The organism is Candidatus Omnitrophota bacterium (assembly GCA_041650805.1).
In the GTDB taxonomy this organism is placed as follows: Bacteria; Omnitrophota; Gorgyraeia; order 2-01-FULL-45-10; family 2-01-FULL-45-10; genus JBAZKM01.
In genome coordinates this window covers 1-23,098 of record JBAZKM010000016.1, presented here as the reverse complement: position 1 = coordinate 23,098, position 23,098 = coordinate 1, and the positions used below count along the sequence as shown (strand labels likewise).

The 23,098-nt window shown below is 56.5% G+C and carries 1 protein-coding gene (cut by a window edge); it reads left to right on the top strand.

Translation table 11 applies throughout. The features are described from left to right. Positions 1–23,098 carry part of the coding region annotated (locus WC515_08655; protein MFA5147428.1) for a hypothetical protein on the top strand (this coding region is incomplete at both ends). The annotated region extends 6,000 nt beyond the left edge of the window, so 23,098 of the 29,098 annotated nt are shown.

Here is a 23,098-nt window from a genome sequence, read left to right as displayed (position 1 = left end):
ACGAATAAGACGATATTCGAGTACCAGGACAGCGCGGTGACCGTCATTAACAGCACGTCCGTCAGCACGCTGGAAGACGATAGCTATACGGGCTGGCAGAGCACGACGACGCTCCTTGTGGGTACCACTTACTATTATGCCATAGTAACGCAGTCGGGCGCGGGGCAGCCGACGCTCAACTTCTACGAAAAGGCGGCATATGACGCGGGCGGCAGGACGCCGGTCAACGCGTCGCCGGTAAATACCGCTAACGGTTCTTGGCAGGTGACGCTGGGCGCGAGCACATTCAACGGCACGGGTGGGCAGAACGAAACGGCCCACATCAATATGGTATTTGTTCAGCCCACCATACCGGTCACTTATGTCGACGGTACGAACGTCGCCTTCAGCGTAACGAATATAGTGGTGAACCCGGGCACGCCGGAGGTCCAGACCGGATGGCAGAGCATCACCACCCTCCTCGTGGGGAGCACCTACTATTACGCCATCGCGACCCAGACGGGTACGGCCAACCCTTCGCTCAACTTCTACGAGAAGACGGCGTATGACGCGGGCGGCAGGACGCCGGCGAACGCGTCACCGATCAACACCGTAACCGGATCATGGCAGGTGATGCTCGGCGGTAACACATTTAACGGAACGGGCGGACAGGATCGTACCACAAGCGTCAATATGACATATGTGCCGCTCACGATCCCCGTAACCTATATCAGTAACACCAATTATTCTTTCAGCGTGACGAATATAACCGTGACCCCGGGCACCGTGGAGACCCTGGTCAGCTGGCAGAGCACGACGACGCTCCTCGTGGGAAGCACCTACTATTACGCCATCGCGACCCAGACCGGCGCGGCCAACCCTTCGGTCAACTTCTACGAGAAGACGGCATATGACGCGGGCGGCAGGACGCCGGTCAACGCGTCGCCGGTGAACACCTCCACCGGGTCATGGCAGGTGGTGCTTGGCACAAACACATTTAACGGCACCGGCGGACAGAATGCGACGACCGCCGTCGGCCTTACCTATCAGCCGCCAAGCGTCGCGATGCACGATATCTCGGGTTATGATAACGATACCGAAGGGTGGTACTCGACCCAGTACTTCACCCTCTCGAACGGCAATGATTACTTTGCGAGCATCGACTATTATTACTACGGTAACTATTGCTGGATAAATTTCTACCGGAAGAATAACGGCACCGGGCTGTGGGATTATGTCACCAATACGTTCTTCTATCTCCCCAGCAGGCCCAGTGTCACGCTCGACGGCACCGTCGTAACCGTGGGCTACACTCAGAGCTGGCCGTCATATGATACTCCGCTGACGGTCTCCTATAGCTCAAGCACTATACCTGTATCCCAGCAGGGGTGGTCAACCCAGAACCTGGGTTATACACGCTGGACTTCACAGAAGTTCTTTACCCTCAATGTCGGCGCGACGGCATACAGCTATAAGGCGCTCTTCACATATAACGACCTCTCGAGCACACCGGGCGTGCTGGATACCTACACCATAACGTTCTTCGAGTTCACCGGAGGGTCATGGAACGAGATCACGGGGCGCAACAATTCCGTAGTGGGCCTGACGAGCACAACGGTCACGCTGCACGGCATCAATTATTCGATCACCGGCCTGACGGGTACCGCCACTGACAGGACGAGCACCTTGCCGAGCCACTCGGGCTGGCAGAGCACGACGACGCTCCTTGTGGGAAGCACCTACTATTACGCCATAGCGTCCAAGACCGGAACGGCCAATCCCAAGGTCAACTTCTACGAGAAGACCGCCTATGACGCAGGCGGCAGGACGCCGGCAAACGCGTCGCCTATAGATACCTCTACCGGGTCATGGCAGGTAGTCCTGGGCGGGAGCACGTTCAACGGCACGGGAGGGCAGAACCAGACGACGAGTATCAACATGGCATATACACCTGCTATACTGGTTCATGATATAACAGGTTACGACGATTCGGACGACTGGTATTCTACCCAGTACTTCAGCCTCTCAAATGGCAATAATTACAGGGTAGACGTAAGTTATTACAGCTATGGCAATTATTACACAGCGTATATCTACCGGCAGAACGGCGCATCGTGGGCCTACACCGGATATCTCTATCTGCCATCCCCGGGTTACGAGCCGTCCGGTTCCAACGTAACCATAGACGGTACCCCGGTCATCATGTACTATAGCCAGACCTCTCCTTATTATACTACCGCGCTTACGATCGAAAACGCGATAACAGATATCGCCGTTTCGCAGCAGGGGTGGTCAAACCAGGATACGAGTTATACCCGCTGGACCTCCGAAAAGTCCTTCAGGCTCAATATAGGAGGGACGTCCCATAACTGTAAGGCGGTCTTCACATATAACGATCTGACTAGCACCCCGGCTCTCGACACTTACAGCGTCTCCTTCTACGACATGGATGCCGGCGGAACGCAGCTGGGCGCGAGCATGAACCTCGTGGGTCTTACTACGGTCAACGTAACGTTCTACGGTGTGCCTTATCTCCTGACAGGCCTCACAGGGACCGATAGCGATAGGACCGGCACCCTCTCCCTGCAGACGGCCTGGAACTGGCAGACGATCACGACGCTACTTGTAGGCAGCACCTACTATTACGCCATAGCGACCAAGACCGGGACGGCAAACCCGCTGGTGAACTTCTACGAGAAGACCGCCTATGACGCCGGCGGCAGGACGCCCGTGAACGCGTCGCCGGTGGACACCTTAGCGGGGACATGGCAGGTGACGTTCGGCGGAGGCACGTTCAGCGGCACGGGCGGGCAGAATGCGACGACCTATGTCAATCTGACCTGTATTGCGACCACCATAGCCGTCCACGATATATCGGGTGAATATACCGGAGAGGACGATGACTGGATATCGGACCAGTACTTCACGCTCTCGAACGGCAATAGCTACAAGGCGCATGTAAGCTACAGCTCATATTCCGGCTCTTACAATGCGTACGTCTACAGGTTTAACGGCACGTCGTGGGTTAACACCGGGGCATCGGCGTGGTTATCCCCGGGTTATCAACCGCCGAACGCCAATATCACGATCGACGGGATCCCGTGCATAATGTACTACGGCCAGACGGGGCCAGGGTATATGACGCCGCTGACCATCACATATGTCAACATCAGTGTCTCCGAACAGGGGTGGACGAGCCAGAATAACAGCTATGCGAGATGGACTTCCGAGAAGTTCTTCACCCTGGACGTAGGCGGGACGGCGCGTAACCATAAGGCGGTATTCGAATATGACGATGTCGGCAGTACTCCCGGGGTGCTGGATAGCTACACCGTCACATTCTATGAATATATAGGTGGGGTATGGACCCTGCTCCCGGACGGCGGGCCGGTCTCGGTGATAGGCATTACGAACATGCCGGTCACGCTGCACGGCGTCACTTATCTCCTCACGGGTCTCACGAGCAGCACGGCGGACAAGACGACCGCCATATCGTTCCAGACATCCTCGGCCGTACTTGACGGCGAGGCGGGCATATCCGCTTCGGCGGTCACATCGCCGAATGCCGTCATGGTAAGGAGCATCTCTTATAAGATGCTGGACCAGGACGGGAACGGCACCATAGAGCGTTCCGATGTGGGGCCCAAGATATCGGAGACGTATTATGATGTGCGCATGGGCAGGGGCGACGAGATAGCGGACAGGTCATTCGCTTTCAGCTACAGGGGCACATTGAAGAGCAAGACGGTATACGAATACGGCGACATATTGACGGGCAGCATCGCGAACGGCGCCGCGGGGACGAGGGCCGAAGAGACGACCTCATCCGATACGGTCCTTGTGAGAAGCGTGACATATAAGATGACAGGCAACGACACCGACTACTCAAAGGTCGGGGCAAAGACGACCGAGACGTATTACGACGTCCACCTGGGCAAAGGCGACGAAGTGGTGGACAGGTCGTTCTCATTTGAGGTAACGGGGAGCGATATAACGACATGCACCATATACGAATACGGCGAGAATACGCTCGTGACGGACAATGCCTCGGGCATAAGGGCCGATGACCCGGCGCTAGCCGTAGACGTGCCGATGGTCAAGACGGTCACGCGCACGTCCGACAATTCTTACCTCATGACGGGGAAGAAGGAGACGGAGACATATTATGACGTACACCTGGGCGAAGGCGATGAGGTGGCCGACAGGTCGTTCACCTATTCCCGTGACGGGAACGTCAGGATATCAAAGACCTATTACTGGTACGGCATCATGGAATATGATTTCACTGCCGGCACGCTCGGTGTAAGGGCCTCAGGCGCCAGCCCCGTATCTCTCATGGTGCGTTCCACCACCAACCGCTGGAACGGCATTACCGGTGTAGAGGGTACGCTTAAGACCGAGACGTTCTTCTATGTGCACATGGGCGATGATCTGCTCGACCGCGGCGAAGAGATAGCCGATTACTCCTTCAATTACGCCTCGGACGGGACGACCTTAAGGAATAAGACCGAATTCGAGTACGGCACCGCGGACAGCGGCCCGCTCGTATACAGCACGGCCGTATATCCGTCCACGATAGAGACGAGCAGCGGATGGGTCACCTTCACCGACCTTACATATAACGGGACGACGCACTATTACGTCAAGACCTCGCAGACCGGGTATTCCGATCCCCGGATAGAGATATATGACAACCCTTCATATACAGGGTTGCCGCTTGCAGTTGTCGCCGAGGTCACTTCCTCTCCGTGGTATGTCCAGATAAACGGACAGCAGTTCACCGGCACGGGCGGCTGGGACGTAGAGGACCCCATCACCCTTTCGGGCAGGCCGCAGTTCACCGGCACGGTTACGGGCGGGACCGGGGCGGCCGGGTCATGGCCGTGGACTTCCACGCAGACCATAACCATCAACGATAAGACATATTCCGTCAGCATCAGCGCTACGTATGAATACTGTTACGATTGCGATGACGATGACTGGCATTACAGCATGAATATATCGGGCAACGGAGATAATGTATCGACCGACTGGTACAGCTGCTACCCGACATCGTTCATGCTGGGAGGGGCCTACTACTCGGCTTCCTACGGCGGGATATGGCCGTTCAATGATCCGTGGTCGGTCGGGCCGGATAGCCCCGTGATAATCGAGCAGTCCGCGAGCGTATCCGCAGTGCAGGACAGCTTCACGGGCGGAGAGATGACCTATACGCACTGGACTTCGGACAAGCGGTTCACGCTCGACATCGACGGCACCCCGCAGCAATATAAGGCGATCTTCGACTGCGGCCACACGGCCACTTCAAGCGGTTCGGTCGATACGTATACCGTTACGTTCTTCAAATACAGCTCCGGGTCCTGGGTGAGCGCAGGCGGGCCTGTATCGCTGGCGGGCATGCCCGATGCGGCGGTAACTATCAGCGGCAAACATTATACCCTCACAGGCCTCACGGGCACAGACACCGACAGGACGGGCACGGCGACCCTGAGAGAGGTCCTCACGATAGATGACGGCCAGGCCGGCATCCGCGCGCAGAACCTGACGACTACAGAGGCGATGATGGTGAGGAGCATAACTTATAAGATGACCGACCTGAACGGGAATACCACCATCGACCGTTCGGAGAGAGGGGCGAAGACGCTCGAGACCTACTATGACATACACCTGGGCAAGGGCGAGGAGATAGCGGACAGGGCATTCGGTTTCAGGGGAGACGCCGGGAGCGAGACCCTTAAGGATAAGACATACTATGAATACAGCACCATCCTGAGCGGCGTCATACCTGACGGCACTTCCGGGATAGCCGCCTCTGCCATTTCGTCCACCGATGCCGTGATGGTTAGGAGCGTTACGTACAAGATGACGGACGGCGGGGACGGGAACACAACGATAGATTATTCTGAAGTGGGCTCCAAGACGAGCGAGACGTACTACGCGGTCCACCTGGGCAAGGGTGAGGAGGTCGCGGACCACACGAACGAATTCCTTAATATATCCGGTACGGATACCATCGTAGGGCGGACCATATACTACTATGCGGCTTCGGATACAGACGATACGGGCAGGAGCGCCACGGAGGCAGGATACGAAGATCCTCTCTTGAGGGCCGTCGGTTATACTATGAGATGGACCGGCACAAATTACGGCCTGCAGATGACCAGTATCGTCCATTACTCCACGAAGTTCGGCAAGGGAGAAGAGCTCGTCGATTACACCGAGAGCGGGCTGTGGGACACCGCGAACAGCCGCCTTGCTGTTGCCACGCGGACGGTCTCCTATTACGGCCTGACTGCGGCTTCCGCGAAACGCGCCGACGACCTTACCACGGCCGAAAGCGGCAAGCCGCTCCAGAAGACGGAAGAGTATATAGGCCTCGGCAGGCAGGATTACGGCGTGCCGCCCGAACAGTTCGACGCGGTATTGCTTGATAAGGCGAGGGTGAGGAGTATCACCTATTACGATACTCATTTAGGGAAGGACGAAGAGATCGCCGATTACATAGACCGTGTCTTCTGGGTCCCCGGGACCTCGTCTTTCACCACGAGCACACGTTCGCGCCTCTACTACAGGTCGCTTGCCACTGGCAGCGATCTCCTCGCAGCCGCAGCCCAATACGACGATCCGCTGATATTGATGGAGGACCATAGCGGCCCGTCAGACGCTCCAGGCACCGTGACCGGCCACACCCACTACGATATACGTTTCGGCAAGGATTATGAGATAGTCAAGAAACTTGAGAGGGGCTATGCGGACGACAGCACCCTCGTATTCATACCGACCGTCACAAACATATACCTGTACAATACAGGGAGCGGCAGCACATGGACGCTCGCCACAGGGGCGACGCCTTTCAATCCGATACAGATGACGGAGCAGTTCAATAATACCGAGGTCGACGATTCGTATCTGGTCTCCGTGAGCGCATACACGGCGGCACGCACCGGGATATATAAGGAAAAGCTGAGGGGCCGGACATACTACGTATATTCGAAAGGCAAGGGATACGAGAAGATAGATTATGCCGATAAGGTCTACTGGAACGATGATATATCCAATTTTGAGGTTGTATACAGGTCATTCTATAAGTATATAGGCATCGATCTGTCCGCGGGGCTCGCCCCGGACGGTTATATCCCCGAAGATATACCGGCGGAGATCCCGGGTAACGACATGTCATTCGTCACCGCCGCGAAGGCCGATATCTGGTACTTCCTCTATAAGGCGGTCGAGTACAAGGGTCAGTCCGAGACGGAGCTGGCGAAGAGGAACGCGACATTCTATAACGCCCACCTGGGACGTGATTATGAGATAGTCGATCACGTGATAAACTACGCGCCTGCCGCCACGGGCATGTCTTACGCGCCGGTGAAGTCGAGGAGCGTGTACTGGTATTCGAACGAAGCAGGAGGCGGCGGCATAGTAAGGTCCCTGGAGGCAAAGGCATATTCGCCGCTCGCCAAGAGCCTCACATACCGCGGTGACTCGCGGACATACGCGAACCTGAAGGCGAAGACATACTATGTGAGCGCCGCAGGCAAGGGGACTGAGATAGCCGATTACTCAGAGGCGGTCTACGTAGACCCGGCTAACGATATAAGGGTCCTGAGCACGACCACATATACATATGATGGCGAAAAGAGGGCCCAAGATTCGAAGCCGGGCATATCCCTCATAAGGAGCGATACATACCGGGCGCAGGAGATATTGCCGGCATCCATGGTAAGCACCACTCATTTCGACAAGCACCTCGGAGCGGGAGATGAGCTGGCCAATTACTCGGTCGATTATGATCTCGGGACGACGAATGTGATATCGACTCAGGTCTATTTCTACGGCACGACGACCGCATCGCTCAAGACCGCTCACCTGACCAGCTATTCCGATGCCCTGAAGGTGGTAAAGGAGTTCAAGGATACGCCCGCAGGCCTGACCCCTAACGGGAACCCTGACGAGATAGATTATACCGCCTCCACCGTACGGAAAGAGAGCATCTATACGGGCGAGAAAGACGCAGAGCTGCTCGACCGTACAAGGAAGATGAGCTACGAGCGGAACGGGAACATGCTCCAATACAGGGATACGGAGGTCACCACGTACTACTATTCGAACACCGGAAATGCCTGGGGCGCTTACGGCACGCCGGTGACGGCATCGCAGGCCTCCTATCCGTTCTCGCTCAGGAAGAGCGTCACTGAAAAGACAGCAATAGAGGGGATAATAGCCGTCACTTATTATAAGGGCGTGAAGGAGATGGAGGTGGTCGATTTCATGGTGCTGAGCGATCCTGTGACCGACGGCTCGACTGTCACGACGAAGGTCGTAACGAACGATTATAACGGCAAGTCCGCAGGGACCGCCTCGGGCAATACCGACAGGCTGACGCGTTCCGTCACATACTATTATGACGCCGCGCTCACGCTGGTTGACAGCGCGAACGGCACGCTCACCATAAGCGGAAGCCCGCAGCTCAAGTCGATCAAATATTACGCGGGAGACAAATATTATGAGATGGCAGATTACGACCACACGTACTACTGGGGCACCCTCTCATCACGCACCGACTTCTATTACGAAGGCGGACTGCGGGCCGCAGATGCCCTGAGCGGGGTAGACAAGCTCTCCTACGCCATGACGTATAACTGCCGCGGACTCGATACGCCCGATGATTACCAGACGGACCTCAGGAAGAGGACGATGGAACTGTACGATGAGCTCGGGGAGAAGGTCGTATCGTCATACGGTTTCCGCCTCGGCTCGCTCTATTCACGGAGCGAATTCGAGTATGACCTCGATGATGACCTGAGCACAGAGACGGCCTACAGGGTAAGGGGAGAGATCGGCAGCTATACGGACCTGCGGAAGGTATCCGAGACCCAGTTCGAAACCTTCGGGAGCAGGATAGGAAACATAAAATATTTCAGCGAGGTCTCTTATCTGCGCCAGGCAGACCACCAGGACTCCGGGCTGTCCCCGTATATACTCGAAGATTATTCATACGACGCCGCCGGCCACCTGAAGTCGGTATACAAGGCATACCATGGCTACGATGCCGTGCTCGATCACACGGGCGCGTACATACTTACGTCGACAACGCCTCAGACGGTCACAGGCACGGTGGAGACGGTCACTTACGAGGGATCGCGGCGCGGAGAGGAGAGGATAGAATCGACGACCGACTCCGCCAGCTTCAAGACGAAGTATACATACGACGGGGCGTCGAACCTGACATCCGCCACCTACGGCAAAGAAGTGATCGTTTACGATGACGACGATGACCCGATATCAAGCTATATCGACGCAGTAAAGGTCACCAATTTTGTCCTATCCGCGATAACCGGTGATTCGGTCACAAACTCGATCGATTACGTGAAGAAAGGGGTGAGCACGGCATACTTCTATAAGGGGGTCACCGGATACCTCGATTATACAAAGACCGGTAACACATATGCCGGCTATAACTACACATACTATAAGAATGTGCTCGGCGACGACAAGGTCGACTACTCGATCGACGTGCTCGACAAGAGGACCGATTACGAATATGACGCCAATACGGGGATGCTCATGTCGTCGGAGACGGTCAAGGGGTCCAATAAATTGAGCACGAGCCACTATACATGGGCCCCGGACGGCCAGGAGGTCGTCTACAAGCAGTATGATTATAAGTTCGCGGACTCTGATGTCGATGACAGACACGAAACGTCGCTCACGACGTTCGAATATAACTTCGGCGGAGGGGGGACCCCGTTCGGTTCCATCAAGGCAACCAGAAAGTATGACAGCTCCTATTACAGCACCTATGTCAGGGATGGGGATAACGGCCAGTTCACAAAGGTCGTCGAGCACGACTCCTCGAATTGGACGTACACCGCGTACGGTTTCGACCAAACGGTAGGAGAAACGCTGGCCGTCAGAAGAATATCCCACGTCGGATACCTGAATGACTCCTCCAAAGATGTCATCACTGATATAACCTATGCATACAACACGTCATGGGGCGCCCAGATGTCAGGATATACATATACAAAAGAGAGCACATACCGCGCGGACGACAGCGGGTATAAAGAGGTCAACGTCTCCGTGACCGATGCCGCAGGCACCCTGCGCCACGTCATAGATAACGACGGCATGATAACGGACCTCGACTACACCAATTACGCGTCGAACGGAGAGATACTGTATGACCAGCCGGAAGGGTACAAGCGCGTCACCGACCTCTACGGCGGACTTTTAAGGAGCTACGACCCGTATAAAAAGGTGGTGGCAAACCCGCTCGACCCGGGATCGGTGGTGACGGGCGTGTGGCTCACGTGGGAGACCCTTACGACGGCAGAGGCCGAAGCGATAGGCTGGGATGCCGCGACATACGGGCAGGTCGTAGGCAGGGACTGGAAGATCGCCTACACGGGAGAAGGGTATGCGCTGCCGTGCCAGATAGATACCGGCTATAAGGGCATGCTGTCGAGCGGCGGCCAGATGGACGGGGTCACCGTCACCGACTCGAGCGGCCGCACGGTATACACGGCAGGATATATAAAGAATAGTTACATAGACGATGAAGGGGAAGAGCCGGTCCTCGTAGATTATTATAACTGGAACTCCCAGTTCTACTATTATGATGAGCCCGATACCTCCAGGGAGAAGACCGTCATAATGTCATGGACGCTCGATACGAGGGAGATCACGCCCATAATAATACCCGACGCGCCCGGATACGGGACGATACCCGCCCAGAAACTGTACGGTTACGAAGTGACAGTAGACGTGAATAGTAATGTCTCCGAGCCGAAGGCGATCGCCGATAACGAAGGCAACCTCTCGGGCACATTCACGCGGGTGGAGGGAGAGAATACATACGTATACGGATGGGCCCAGGACATCCCGAAGCCCGGGAAGACGGCGAACGGCGTCCTGGCGAAGTACCAGGTGAAGACGACCCCTTACGGCAGCGAATATAAGGAGCTCGTCTCGGTATGGATGACCAAGGAAGGCGGCGTGAACGGCGGAGAGTATATATATAAGCAGACCGATTACGGCTCCGACCTGGCGTCGGATGAGGCCGGCCATGCTCCTTCGGACCAGGAAGAGGTGGACGAAGAGGAGGTTGCGCCAGGCAACTTCGATTTCATAAAGTACAGGATAGACCTGCTCTATAAAGGAAATGACCTGACAGGGATAATGGAAGACGCGAGATTCATCCTGTGGATAGAAGAGGCCCTCAATTACACCGCGTTCGACGAGGGCAATATAGAGATAGACGATATAGAGAGGGCCTGGGCGGAAGAGCTGAAGGCGTCGAGCGGTCTCTACCATGCCAAGGTTGTGCGCGACGCCGTCATCGCCAGGAATATGAAGATAAAGAACGCGGCCGACTATGCCAGGGCCAAGATCCTGGCCGGGGACCTGGAGGACAGCATAAGCGACGAACTGAACACCAGGATCGAGCGCTTCAGGGATGAAGTGGCATCGACGTTCGCCAAATACCAGGCCCTTGGCTGGACATACGAGTCGACATGGGATTACTCGGGAGGCGAGACGATCACCACCGGCACGGCCGGATACTTCTTCTATGACCAGTCGGGATATTACGATGCCGCCGATATAAATAATATAGATATATCGCAGGAGGCGACCAATTATTACCTTAATACCGCCGGGACACCGGTCCTGATCGTGAACGAACAGAACCTGGCCGCCGCGTCGCAATATGTATTCAAACAGTACAATGTCGGCGGGACTATAGGTGCCTCGGATTACAGGCATGCCCTGAACGAGAACGTCAACAGGTTCGCGGCGGAGATGAGGAGCGAGTGGACCCGCCTGAAGAACGACTACCGCGGAGAGGCGTATAACCACTTCCAGAACAGGAAGACCGCCATCACGGAACTGAGGACAGAGGTCCAGTCGGCTTACAATACGTACGGTTTTGCTTCCGCGGCGACGAAGGCATGGGTCGATTCTTACGGGGACGCGGTCCTATTCACCGGCGACCTGGCCCACCTGAACGGCTATTACCTCTACGATTATGACCAGGCCTTTGAGTGGTTCAAGCCCGCATCTATGACAGACCTTACTGCAGGGACCGAGATAGGCGATGCCCTCACACAGAAGAATGCCGATTGGGCCAAGGCCGACCTCGTATTGGGAAGCCAGTATCTGACCTGGGGCATGGATTACGCAGGCATCATAAAGAGCACGCTCCTCTACGATATCATGAGCGAAAGGGCCGTTACATCATACACGGGCGTTACGGACTTCGATGCCCTTACAGCTGCCGTGAGCGACTACAAAGAGATATATGCCATACAGGATGATATCTCGGTGGCGCAATACGTATGGGACGAGATGAATACGCGCTCTATCTGGGAAGGGAGAGGGACGGACGAAGAGGGCGAGCCGGTCACGGATTGGGACAACCCGAGGCCGATGGCGGTGCAGGTCGTCAAGGGATTGCGGTCCGAAAACCGTGCCAAATACAGCATGCCGTACAGGGTAAAGGACCTGTCGGGCGATTTTAATGAGTCGTTCAACGACGCGGGGACCACCCTCGTATACAAAGAGTATGACCACGCATATACAGCGGATTACGATCCGGAGAACCCGGATTCCGGCACGTTCAAGCCCGCTGAATTCACTATAAAGGCGGTCGCGTTCTCATCCTGGGGCAAAACGAAGACGACGAGCGAGCAGAAGTATGCCAAAGAACCGACCCTGGGCGCCACCAGCGCGCATTTTGACAATAGCGATATATATGACCTCACCGTGACAGGGAAGGGGCTCGACTCGTATCTCGGTTATCCCGGCTACAACAGGACCAACTACACGATGCACAGGTCCCTAGAGGGTGTCACCTCTTATGACCCGAACGATACGTACCAGTCCGGCGATGAAGAGGGTATATACAGGTGGAGGGAGACGCTCACCGGTTTCATAGACCAGAATAACGGCGTATGGGATTCATATACCGGCGTAATCCGTGTCTATGAGGAGCAGAGGAACCTCGATGACCAGTGGCTGGGACGGAACGCCGAGAGGAGCATCACCTACGACGCCGGCGAACGGAAGGTCTGGAAGGGCTACGGCCTGATGACCTTATACCTCAACAATTACCACGAGCGTGAGTATAACGCCCAGAACGAGGCTATCATCATAGATTTCGGCAAGATGGCGACATGGAACGGCCAGTACACCCATTCTGACGATGTCGGCGCCCCGAGCCCGGGAGACACAAGGATCGACGCGAGGAGCTATGCCGAGGACGGCCATATAGTGATAAACGCCGTATACGCCTCCGGCCATGAAGACGACCCGGATTATATAAAGACGCTCACCACCATAACGGAGATGTCGAAATCGGTCGAGTGGTATGCCAAGGGGCAGGACCCGTACAGGGTATGGTACAACAACCCTATGGACCCGATCAAAAAGTCGGTCCTGACCGCGTCGGCCACCAGTGCGCTCAAGACGACCGAATGCGAATATTACAGGAACAAGAAGAGCTTCCTGAAGGAGAACGTATTCGAGGCCCTCTACGCCGGGGCATGGGAGAGTTACTATGACCAGTTCCTATCGAGGTGCGGAGGGGTGCTCAGGTCGCTCGAATATCATGATTTTGCCGATAATGATGGCGCATTCGACAAACTGACGCACCTTGAGATGATGAAGCTTCTCGAGAAGACCGGTTTTATAAATCTCGGCGCGTTCACGGTCTCGATAAGCGCAGAGAACGAGGCGGCGGTAGAAGCACGGCTGATGGAATACTGGATCGACGCAGGCAAGACCGGCGGCCTCGGGACGAATTACGAGATACTCGCGGTCCTGTCATTGCCCGAGGACAATAACCAGAAGTTCTACACGCAGGGTTACAAGAACACGCACACCGTCACGAAAGATACCTCCGAACCCGCCGGCTCCTTTGAGGACCCGGAAGACCAGACGGTACTTTACGAGTTCGACGACACGGAATTTTCACGCTCATATACTTTTGCGGATAGCCGCATCGTGCTGATGGACCCGGGCAGCGGAAAGACGACTTTCAAGGTTGCGATGACGTCCGACACGGGCGCATATAAGGCCACCACCGAGAAGATATACTTCGGTAACGAGGGGACCCCGGATGTGCCGGCCCTCTACGGACAGATACTCCGGGATTACAGCTACACCGAGTTTGCGACGAGGAAGGAGTACAGTGCTTCGACCGGCCTGATCACCTCGGACGCCAGCGAGTCAACTTCGACGAAGCTGCAGGAGTACGGTTCGGCCAGAGCTTATAATCTGATCCATTCATACAGCCTCGATACCATAGATCAACAGGAGACCTACGACGGGAATGATACCTATCACGAGCCCGGCGCTACGACCAACGATGACCTGCTGAGCGAGCTTGTGGGGTATTCCGCGTTCAGCGAAAAGTTCTACGCCGACATCACCGATTATTCAACTAAACTTATCAGCGACAGCACGGCCACCGTATTTGAAAAGCAGGCGGAGTATTTCGATGAGTCGGGCAGGGCGAACAGGAAGAAAGAGGAGACCCAGGGCTTTAACGAGGTAATAAACGAGACAGGCCCGGCTGGTGGGACGAGAAGCATCCATAAAGATTACGCGATAGGCAGGAACGACACGTGGTCGCTTACGCCTGTATGGTTCCACGCATCCAACATGACCGGATACAATTATTCGGGCGACCTGACCTGCTACAGCGATAACGCTTCGGTCATGTCCAACGATATACGCGTCCAGACAGCCACCTCGACCACCTGGGGTTATAATTACGAAACGGGTGACGTAGTAAAGTTGAGCGAAGATACCGGATATATATCCACGATAAACAAGGTATTCTTCCAGGGGGCCGTGGGGCCGTCGGGCCATGATACAGTCACGCCTGACGCAGGGCTCAGCTCCTTATACGAAAATATCGTTGCCGCCAGCTCCAACCGCTATTACTATAACGGCGCGGCCCAGTCGCTCATGACGGGATATACCAGGCAGGCCACGATGACATACGGCGCAGCGCCCAGCACAAATATAACAGAATCGGTACAGTATAACGCCAAGGGTGACTGGAGAGGGTTCCTGACCGAAGAGGTCTCCGGCTATACCTATACGAAGTCCGAAGTGCCTTATTCGAGCGGCCTGCCCGGCTGGTATCTCGTCGAAGACACCGGGATACAGAGCTCTGTATCGAGATGGACTCTGGGAGATGCGGTAGGCGCGCTGAAGAGCGAGACGGGCTTATACAATAAGCACTCAAGCAGCTCGGCGGCAGGGACGTTTACATCAGAGAGCTTCAGCCTGTCCAACTCGTACTCCATGTGGGTACCGAACCTGCGCCTCAGTACCGCGACCGCCTATTACACCGAGTCTAGGTCGAGTTATGGCTATTCCGGCGGTAAGACGATAACCGGGAGCAGCTCTTCATGGTATGACGGGTCCGGTATCCTGAAGTCGACCAGTTCGGACTATGAGTCAAGGTATGAATACTACTACGATCCCATGGAGGAGCCCGGAGATATAAGCTCATACAGCTATAACCATATCGGCTCTATGACGGAGAACAATTCCGACGGCACGGCGAAGACGACGCTCCAGGGCTATACTACCGAATCATATGAGGATATCTACGGCAACATCGACAAGTCGACAGAGGTCGGGTACAGCGAAAATTTCAGCTATTACGGCGGGGTCGTCTACAGGTCGGCCACAACGTCCTACAGTTCGTGGGAGACGGCGATACCGGGCGCGAACCACATATGGCATACGATGGTCGGGGCGGCGCAGAGCTGGGTGGGGGGACAGATCATCAGCAGCGACACCGGTTCGAGCATGGACCGCAGGATCACATACTCCGGCGGTTATATACAGAGCATGTGGGAGCAGAGCTTCTCCGCCGGCTCGACGAAGTGGAACCTCCAGGGACAGATCATCGAATTTAATCAGGGCACTTCCCTGGAAGAATCGACCTACTATCCGGACGGTTCCCTCCAGATGCAGCATCAGAACCAGACGTCTAATAATTTCGTAAATAATGACGCCGGGCAACTTCTGGAGGGCATATCCGGTTACGCATTCGACGAACGCACCACATACTATCAGGGATGGGGCGGGATACAGAACCATACCAAGACCGTCGAGGGCACCACGACGACCTGCGGGTATCTCCCCGACCTCGTGACGAAGACGTACGAATCTACGGCCGAATTTACGTCTTCGGAATCCGAAACGTACGCGCCGGGTAACAATATGCTGACCTACGACAAGGTATATGATACCCCGAGCTCAAGCTCGAGGTCATGGGGGACCATAAATATGGACGGGGATTGGGGCCAGACCTCGGAATCGACAGTGGAAGGCGCCCATAATGAAGAACACGGGGTCCGCACCGACAGCGGTTACTGGAACACCGTAAAGACGTCGAATACCAGTTCTACATCCGCCTTCTATATAAGCTATGAGGAAGATGATAATACTTACGAAGAGTGGTATGAGAAGACCATTTCATCGTCATCGAACACTAATTATTCAGAGACGATCACATATTCCGGGTCCGGTCTCTCCCTGGAGAAGACCACCGTCATTAGCGTGACCGATTATGACAGGCACAGCAGGACGACGAAGGTCGGAGACGGCACCCTCATATCCCAGAATGACATAGAGGGAGCTCATAGCAGCTCCAATGTCGTAGAGGGGTATAGGGTTTATGGAGAGGAGGCCTACTGGGGGACGCTGGAATCTCATACCAGTTCCGGTTTTAGTCACTCGGCATCAGGCAACGCTGACGTATTTGTCACTACAGAGGGCGCCAGCACGCATAGTAACGCGAATCGTGACGGCTCGGGCGATTCCGCAACTTCCATAGATACGGTGACTATAGACTGGGCCGGCGGCACCACCAGGGTCGTAACCGACCAGAGCTATTCCGGCTGGTATAGACCCGACACCACTTACTACTACAGATCCAGCATAGGTTCAGACAACACCGATTCTCCGGGCGGATACTACCGGCACATAAGCTCAGAGTCCCGCAACTTCAGGTCATATGAAGAGAGCCCTATACCTCATTTCTTTGAGGAGTCCTGGTCTAAGGTCTCCGGTAGCGTGAACCCGGGCACGATACCTCCGGATTACGGACCCGAGTCGTTCGTCTACACCCACCTTTACCAGGCATGTTATGAGCCGGATGAAGAAGACCCGTACTGGGAGCATGAACTGGAGACGGGGAGGATCATAGGGTCTGGAGGAGGCGGGGCCGGCGGCGCCGGTGTCCAGGTATGGTATATAAGGGAGACGACGAATGCGTACGACTCCAACGGCATACTTGTATACACGACGACCACCACTTACCAGAATAATATCACCACGATCGCCCCTGATGGGAGCACGACGAACGTGCGTGGTTACGAGAACGTCCAGGTGACGATGTTCGACTCCTACGGCAACAAGGTGACCTTCAGCGTAACGAACGTCGCTTACCAGGCCAATTATAACCCGTCAGGCCAGCTCACGAGAGAGGTCTTCAACCAGTCGGCAATGACGCTCACAAGTTACAACGTGAACGCCATGTCGACGCTGCCTCAGACGATAGACGCATTCAACGCCGCTTACCAGTCGGCCGTAGGCGGGGCCGCGATGTCGAATTATCTCTCGAGCGAGGCGCGTTCCGTGGGGACGGGGACTTACCTCCTCGACTATAGCCAGAGCTTCGGTATGGCGATAGAGTACTCCTACAACGCGAACGGGAGCGTAAATTACAGCATATCCGTAGGGAGCGGCGACACCAGTGGTATCTTCACCTCTCAAAAACTCGGTCAGATAGTGGTGGAGAACGGCCAGGTGACCAATATGATGACCTCCGGCATCGTAGGATTACAGGACCATTCATGGTCCAACTGGTGGAATTCTTCAATCGAGCCCGGGCTCATCAACATATTCGGCGGCAACGGGGTCATGGTCATAGGATTCGTCGGGGCGATCATCGGGACGGTGACCGGCATATTCACCGGCGACTTCGGGATGGCGGCCGCCGGTATCGATATAATGTGGAACGGCGCGGTCTCTATCCTTAAAGGTATCTTCGTCGATATTATAGGAAGAGGCATAGCCCAGCCCCTTATGAGCATAGTGCTGCCGCCAGTAGTCCAGAGCATGCTCGTATCTGCCATCACAGGCGCGACGATAGGATTTATGTGCGGAGGCCTTTTCGGCGCGGTGATCGGCTTAGCAGTCGGAGCGGCTGTAGGTGCGGGGTGGTATGCGTTCAAGCCGACCCAGGCGCTCAATTATATGCGTGTTAACCATCCGTACCTGTTCGAGTTCGGCGTAACGATAATGAACGTCCTGTCGTGGGGCACGCTCGATTTCGTGGGACATGTACAGCACGCAGAGCTGGGCACATTCATGAAGGCGGTCTTCTTCGCCCTGGAGTTCGTCGGGACGATGCTCCTCTGCCACTTCACGACCGTAGGGCTCAGGAATATAATAGCGGCGAGCTCGCGAGAGATCGCCCCGGGAATACGGGCCGGCATCGGCGCCGGAGCATCTCTGAGCCGCGGCGAACTCTTCAAGGGTGCTATAGAGGGTCAGAGGTGGAGTACGATACTATTCGGCATGTCGAGGACCGGCACGGCCGCGGCAGAGGTGTCGAGGGCGATCACGGTACGCGGCGTATTTGTCGAGATAGTGACCCGGTTTGGGATGATGATAGGGTTGAGGGGTGTAACAGGCATGCTCCAATTCCTTACAGGCGTCCTGAATATAGGGCGTATAGGGACCCTCCTTTCCGGGTACGCCCATGTTCTCGACTTCATGGGCGTCACATCGCTTCTCCAGGGAGTGGCCAAGTCGCTCCACATATTTGCCGTTAACCTGAGGAACAATTCGTCCTCACCGATGGCATCGTTCATAGCATCCGCCGCCGACTTCGTGGCGGGATGGGTCATAGAGAAGGTGCTCGTAGGGTGGTTCATCGGACAGTTCATGCAATACGGCGCAGCGGCGAGCTTCGCGCAGGGCGCCGTCTTCGGCTTCATGATAAACGCGCTGATGCCCGTATCCGACCTACTCATAATGATACCCGTCATCGGGCGGTTTTTAGGCATGCTGGCCAATCCGTTCAAGGCGAACTCCCAGTTCGGGATGGTGGCCGCGGCCTGGATAGATGAGGCGTTCGTAGAAAATTTTGCAGGTGACTACGCGATCACGCCGGGCCTGATAGCCCTCGGCATGGACCCCATCACCGCCAATGCAGTATCCGAGTTCCTGCAGGAGTTCGTATCGGCGGCGGGTGAAGGAGGGACGGGCCAATACTTCTCGGAGACCACAGCCATAGCGCAGGGCCTGGCAGCCGTCGCCCCGGAGATACCGGGCATCATGATGACCGCAACGGCGATAGCTACGGGGATCCTTGCGATCCCGTTCATCGCCCTGGGCGGGGCCGCGCTGATAGCCTCCATCGCGGGCGCCATAGCCGTACCTACGATGGCCTCGTTTGCCTCAGGTGCCGTATCGCTCGTGGCGCCGACCGTCGCAGGCGCAGCGGCACTGGCCATAGGCGCGGGAGTGGCGATCATGATAGGCAGCCTTATCGGCGGCGGCAGCGCGCTCTCCGGCATCAACATATCGAGGCCTGTGCTGGCGACCGTGGCGGCAATAGGACTGAGCTTAGCGCTCGGGGCGGTCATACTCCATGTAGGCGCTGTCGCGGCCCTCACGTCGGGGCTCTTGGGGACGCTGTCGTCGCTTTTGGGGACCTCTATAGGGGTTAAGAGCGGCCTGGGCATTGCGGCGACACTGGGCGTGTCTCTCGCGCTGAACCGGGCGGCGATCGCGGCCGCAAGAGATGCAGATATGAGGACCGGTATGGCAGGACACCTGCTGGCAGAGTTTGCCGGTTACAGGAAGGAGCACCCGGTGAAGGGTACGATGGCGTCGCTTGCAATAAGCGCGGCGCTGGTGGCATCAGTGGCCGCCATAGGGTCGATGATGCCGGGCTTGAGCGGCCTCTTCGGCTCGCTCTCCGAAGGCAGCGTTACGGCGGCCGGGGTCTCCCAGGCGAACATCGGCCTCATCCCGGCTATAGCGGCCGCAGTGGGGTACCTCTTTAACACCGCCAGGAGCGCGCGGGGCGGAGCCGTTACCTCCGAAGGAGCAACCGGGCCGGAATATATAGATACAGAGAGAGCGTTGTTGCCGAAATTGGACCTGGAACATGAAGCCGCTCTGGAGAGAGATGTAGCAAGCAGGCAAAGACTCGACATGCCGTACACACCGCCGTCCGTAGCGAATCCAACTGAGGCGGAGATCCTCGCCGCCCGGACAACGGCCCAGAACGATCCTCGCGTAAAAGCGGCATACGAGCGCGTAGCGGCATTGGAAGCGGAAAGGAGCTATGTATATGGGGATCCTGAAAACTATAACCGCGATTCGCTGGTAGAGGTGAGCAGGAGGTTTGAGGCGGGAGAGGCGACTCAGGAAGAGCTCGATGCGGCGCGTGACCGCGTAAAGGTCGCGGCTACCTACTATACCAATGCCCTTACCAGGGCCAACAACATATTCAAAATTGTCGCCTGGATGAGCTTCAATGCGGCCAGGGAGTCGGGGACAAGCAGCGCGGTTCAGGCATCATCGACGGGTACGTCAGCCGGTGGTACGACAGGAACGGTTGGCATGGCCGGAGCGGCAGTGACTACGCCGCCTGTTTCAACGAGACCGGCGATGACGGACGCGCGTGCCGCAGCCATATCCGCGGGCCATCAGAGGGTCATCGAATCGAACCTCGGTATAACGCTCGAACCCGCCATACCTCCCTCGGGCGCCGCATGGTCCGAGAATGAGCAGGCCATATTCAGGGTGACGAGCGATATCACCGCAGAAGAGCTCAGGGGCATATTGACTACCGTGGGGCGCACAGAGGATGCGGAGATGCAGTGGTTCTTTATGGATAGCGGCGAGGTCTATCTTGTGGTCGGAGGGGCTGACAGGGTAGGACAGACGATGATATCAGAGCTGCTGGACAACAAGTATGGCTCAGACGGCATGTCCCATGTCAGGACGACGATACATAACCATCCGAGCGGCCATCCGTTACCGAGCGCCAATCTGACATGGATCGATGAGGTCGGCACGCTTACAGGAGACATACCGTATTATCTTGAGGCCGGGTTCAAGCCAGGTACCGTACACTGGATCGTGGCCGGAGAATTTGTCGCCAGGGTGGAGATTAAAGAGAGCTTTGTTGAAGAGGATAGCGTAGAGGGCACTATAACCAGGCCTGTAACTCAGTGGGATGTGGCAGCCGCGGTAAATAATTTCAGACGGGAGTTAGGTATTGGAAGGACGATGCCGGACTCCGGGGCATTCTCGAAGCGCCTGTCGGAGCGCGGCGTGAGCATAGACGTCTACGGATTGGGCAGTATGCCGTGGCGGGAACTGGGGACGATAACCGGTGTCTTCCCGAGCGTCCCGAGGACCGGCGCAGAGGCGGGCACGCCCACTACGGCCGCAGATGCCGATACCGCCGCCCCCAAGGCGTCCGCAGGCACACCCGCGGTTTCGGGAGCCGTTACGAACGCAAGGCCGCAGGCCGCCGCTATAGTAGATCATATGACCCAGAACCGCGGTTATAGGATGGAACCGGGAATGGCGACCCCTGAACTTATAGGCGAGATACAGGCCGTCCTTAACGAAAGATTCGGCGAGAGTGCGGAGTTGACAATGACCAGATGGGATGACGGAAGTGTATATCTTACACATGGCGTTGCGGTTACTGCACTACCTGCCTATTTTGCAACACCCGATGTCGCCGCCCATACGCATAATGACACTCCTGTGCCTAGCGGCTTGGATGTAACTACCAGGAAGGCGGAAAGATTCGACAGGACCTCCTTCTTTATAGTAAAGCCGGGTGTCGGCCGCACAGAGTATCGCACAGACCGCTCCTCATTCAACAGGGAAGGGTATGCTGCGATATTGAATGAAGCAAGCGCGCTTGCCTCTAAAGGAGCGCTGGTAACAGAATCGGATTGGGAGGGGTGGTTCACCGAGAACGCTGAAAGGTTCAGGGCGTGCGGTGTTGAGATAAAGTTCACTCCGGAGAGCCGGCTCCCGAAGGGTGATATCTTCGGCGCCGCAGAGTCCGGTGCCGGCTCCTCGGTAAGCGCAACGGCCCAGGCAGTCCAGGCCAGGCCGCGGACCGAACCTCCTTCGGAAACCCGTCCCAGGGGGCCTGCCCCGGCGATGACCTCAGGCACGCAGGCGATGCTTGGTCTTGCGCAAACGGCATATTATAGAGTGAAGGATTATCTCGCCAATAAGGGTATGGTTCAGACGGTGATAAATATAGGGGTGAGAATAATCGGAATGTTACTAATCTCTGCTATCGCCGGGACGTCGTCCGCGACTACAAGCGGGATGGCGGCAGGCACCGGTTCGTCGGCGGCAGTGGCCGCAAGAGCTCCGTCATCGGCACATGTAGCAGCGCCGGGTGAAGCAGGTGAAGGCGTAGCCGCGCCTCGCACCCCGAGCGCAGCGGCTCCTGTAGAAGTGCCTGAGAGTACTACTCCTATTATGGGTCAGGTGCCGTCAGTTCGCGCTACGCCGCAGGCAGTAGAATCCGTTGAGACAGCACAGGTCCAGGGAACGCCAGTACCGTTACGCGCTCCCATAGCACCCGCTATCATGGAAACTCCCGAAGTCGGACCTCAGGCGCAGGCACAGGCCGCGCCTCGCACCGCCGCAGCAGTGGCCGCTCCGAGCGCTTCCGCCCAGACCTCAACATTAGCCGGCACACAGTTAAGGACGCCGGTAGAAGCAGAGACACCTATTACGGCGCCGAGTGCCGCCACGACAGGCCAGACGGCGCCTCAGGCAACGCGCGCCTCTGAGAAAGCCGCCGCTGTAGCAGCGCCGGGTGAAGCAGGTGAAGGCGTAGCCTCACCTCGTGCTACTGCTGTAGCAGCTCCTGTAGCAGCCCCGGAGAGCGGCGCTCCGACAATGGGTCAGGTGCCGTCAGTTCGCGCTACGCCGCAGGCAGTAGAATCCGTTGAGACAGCACAGGTCCAGGGAACGCCAGTACCGTTACGCGCTCCCATAGCACCCGCTATCATGGAAACTCCCGAAG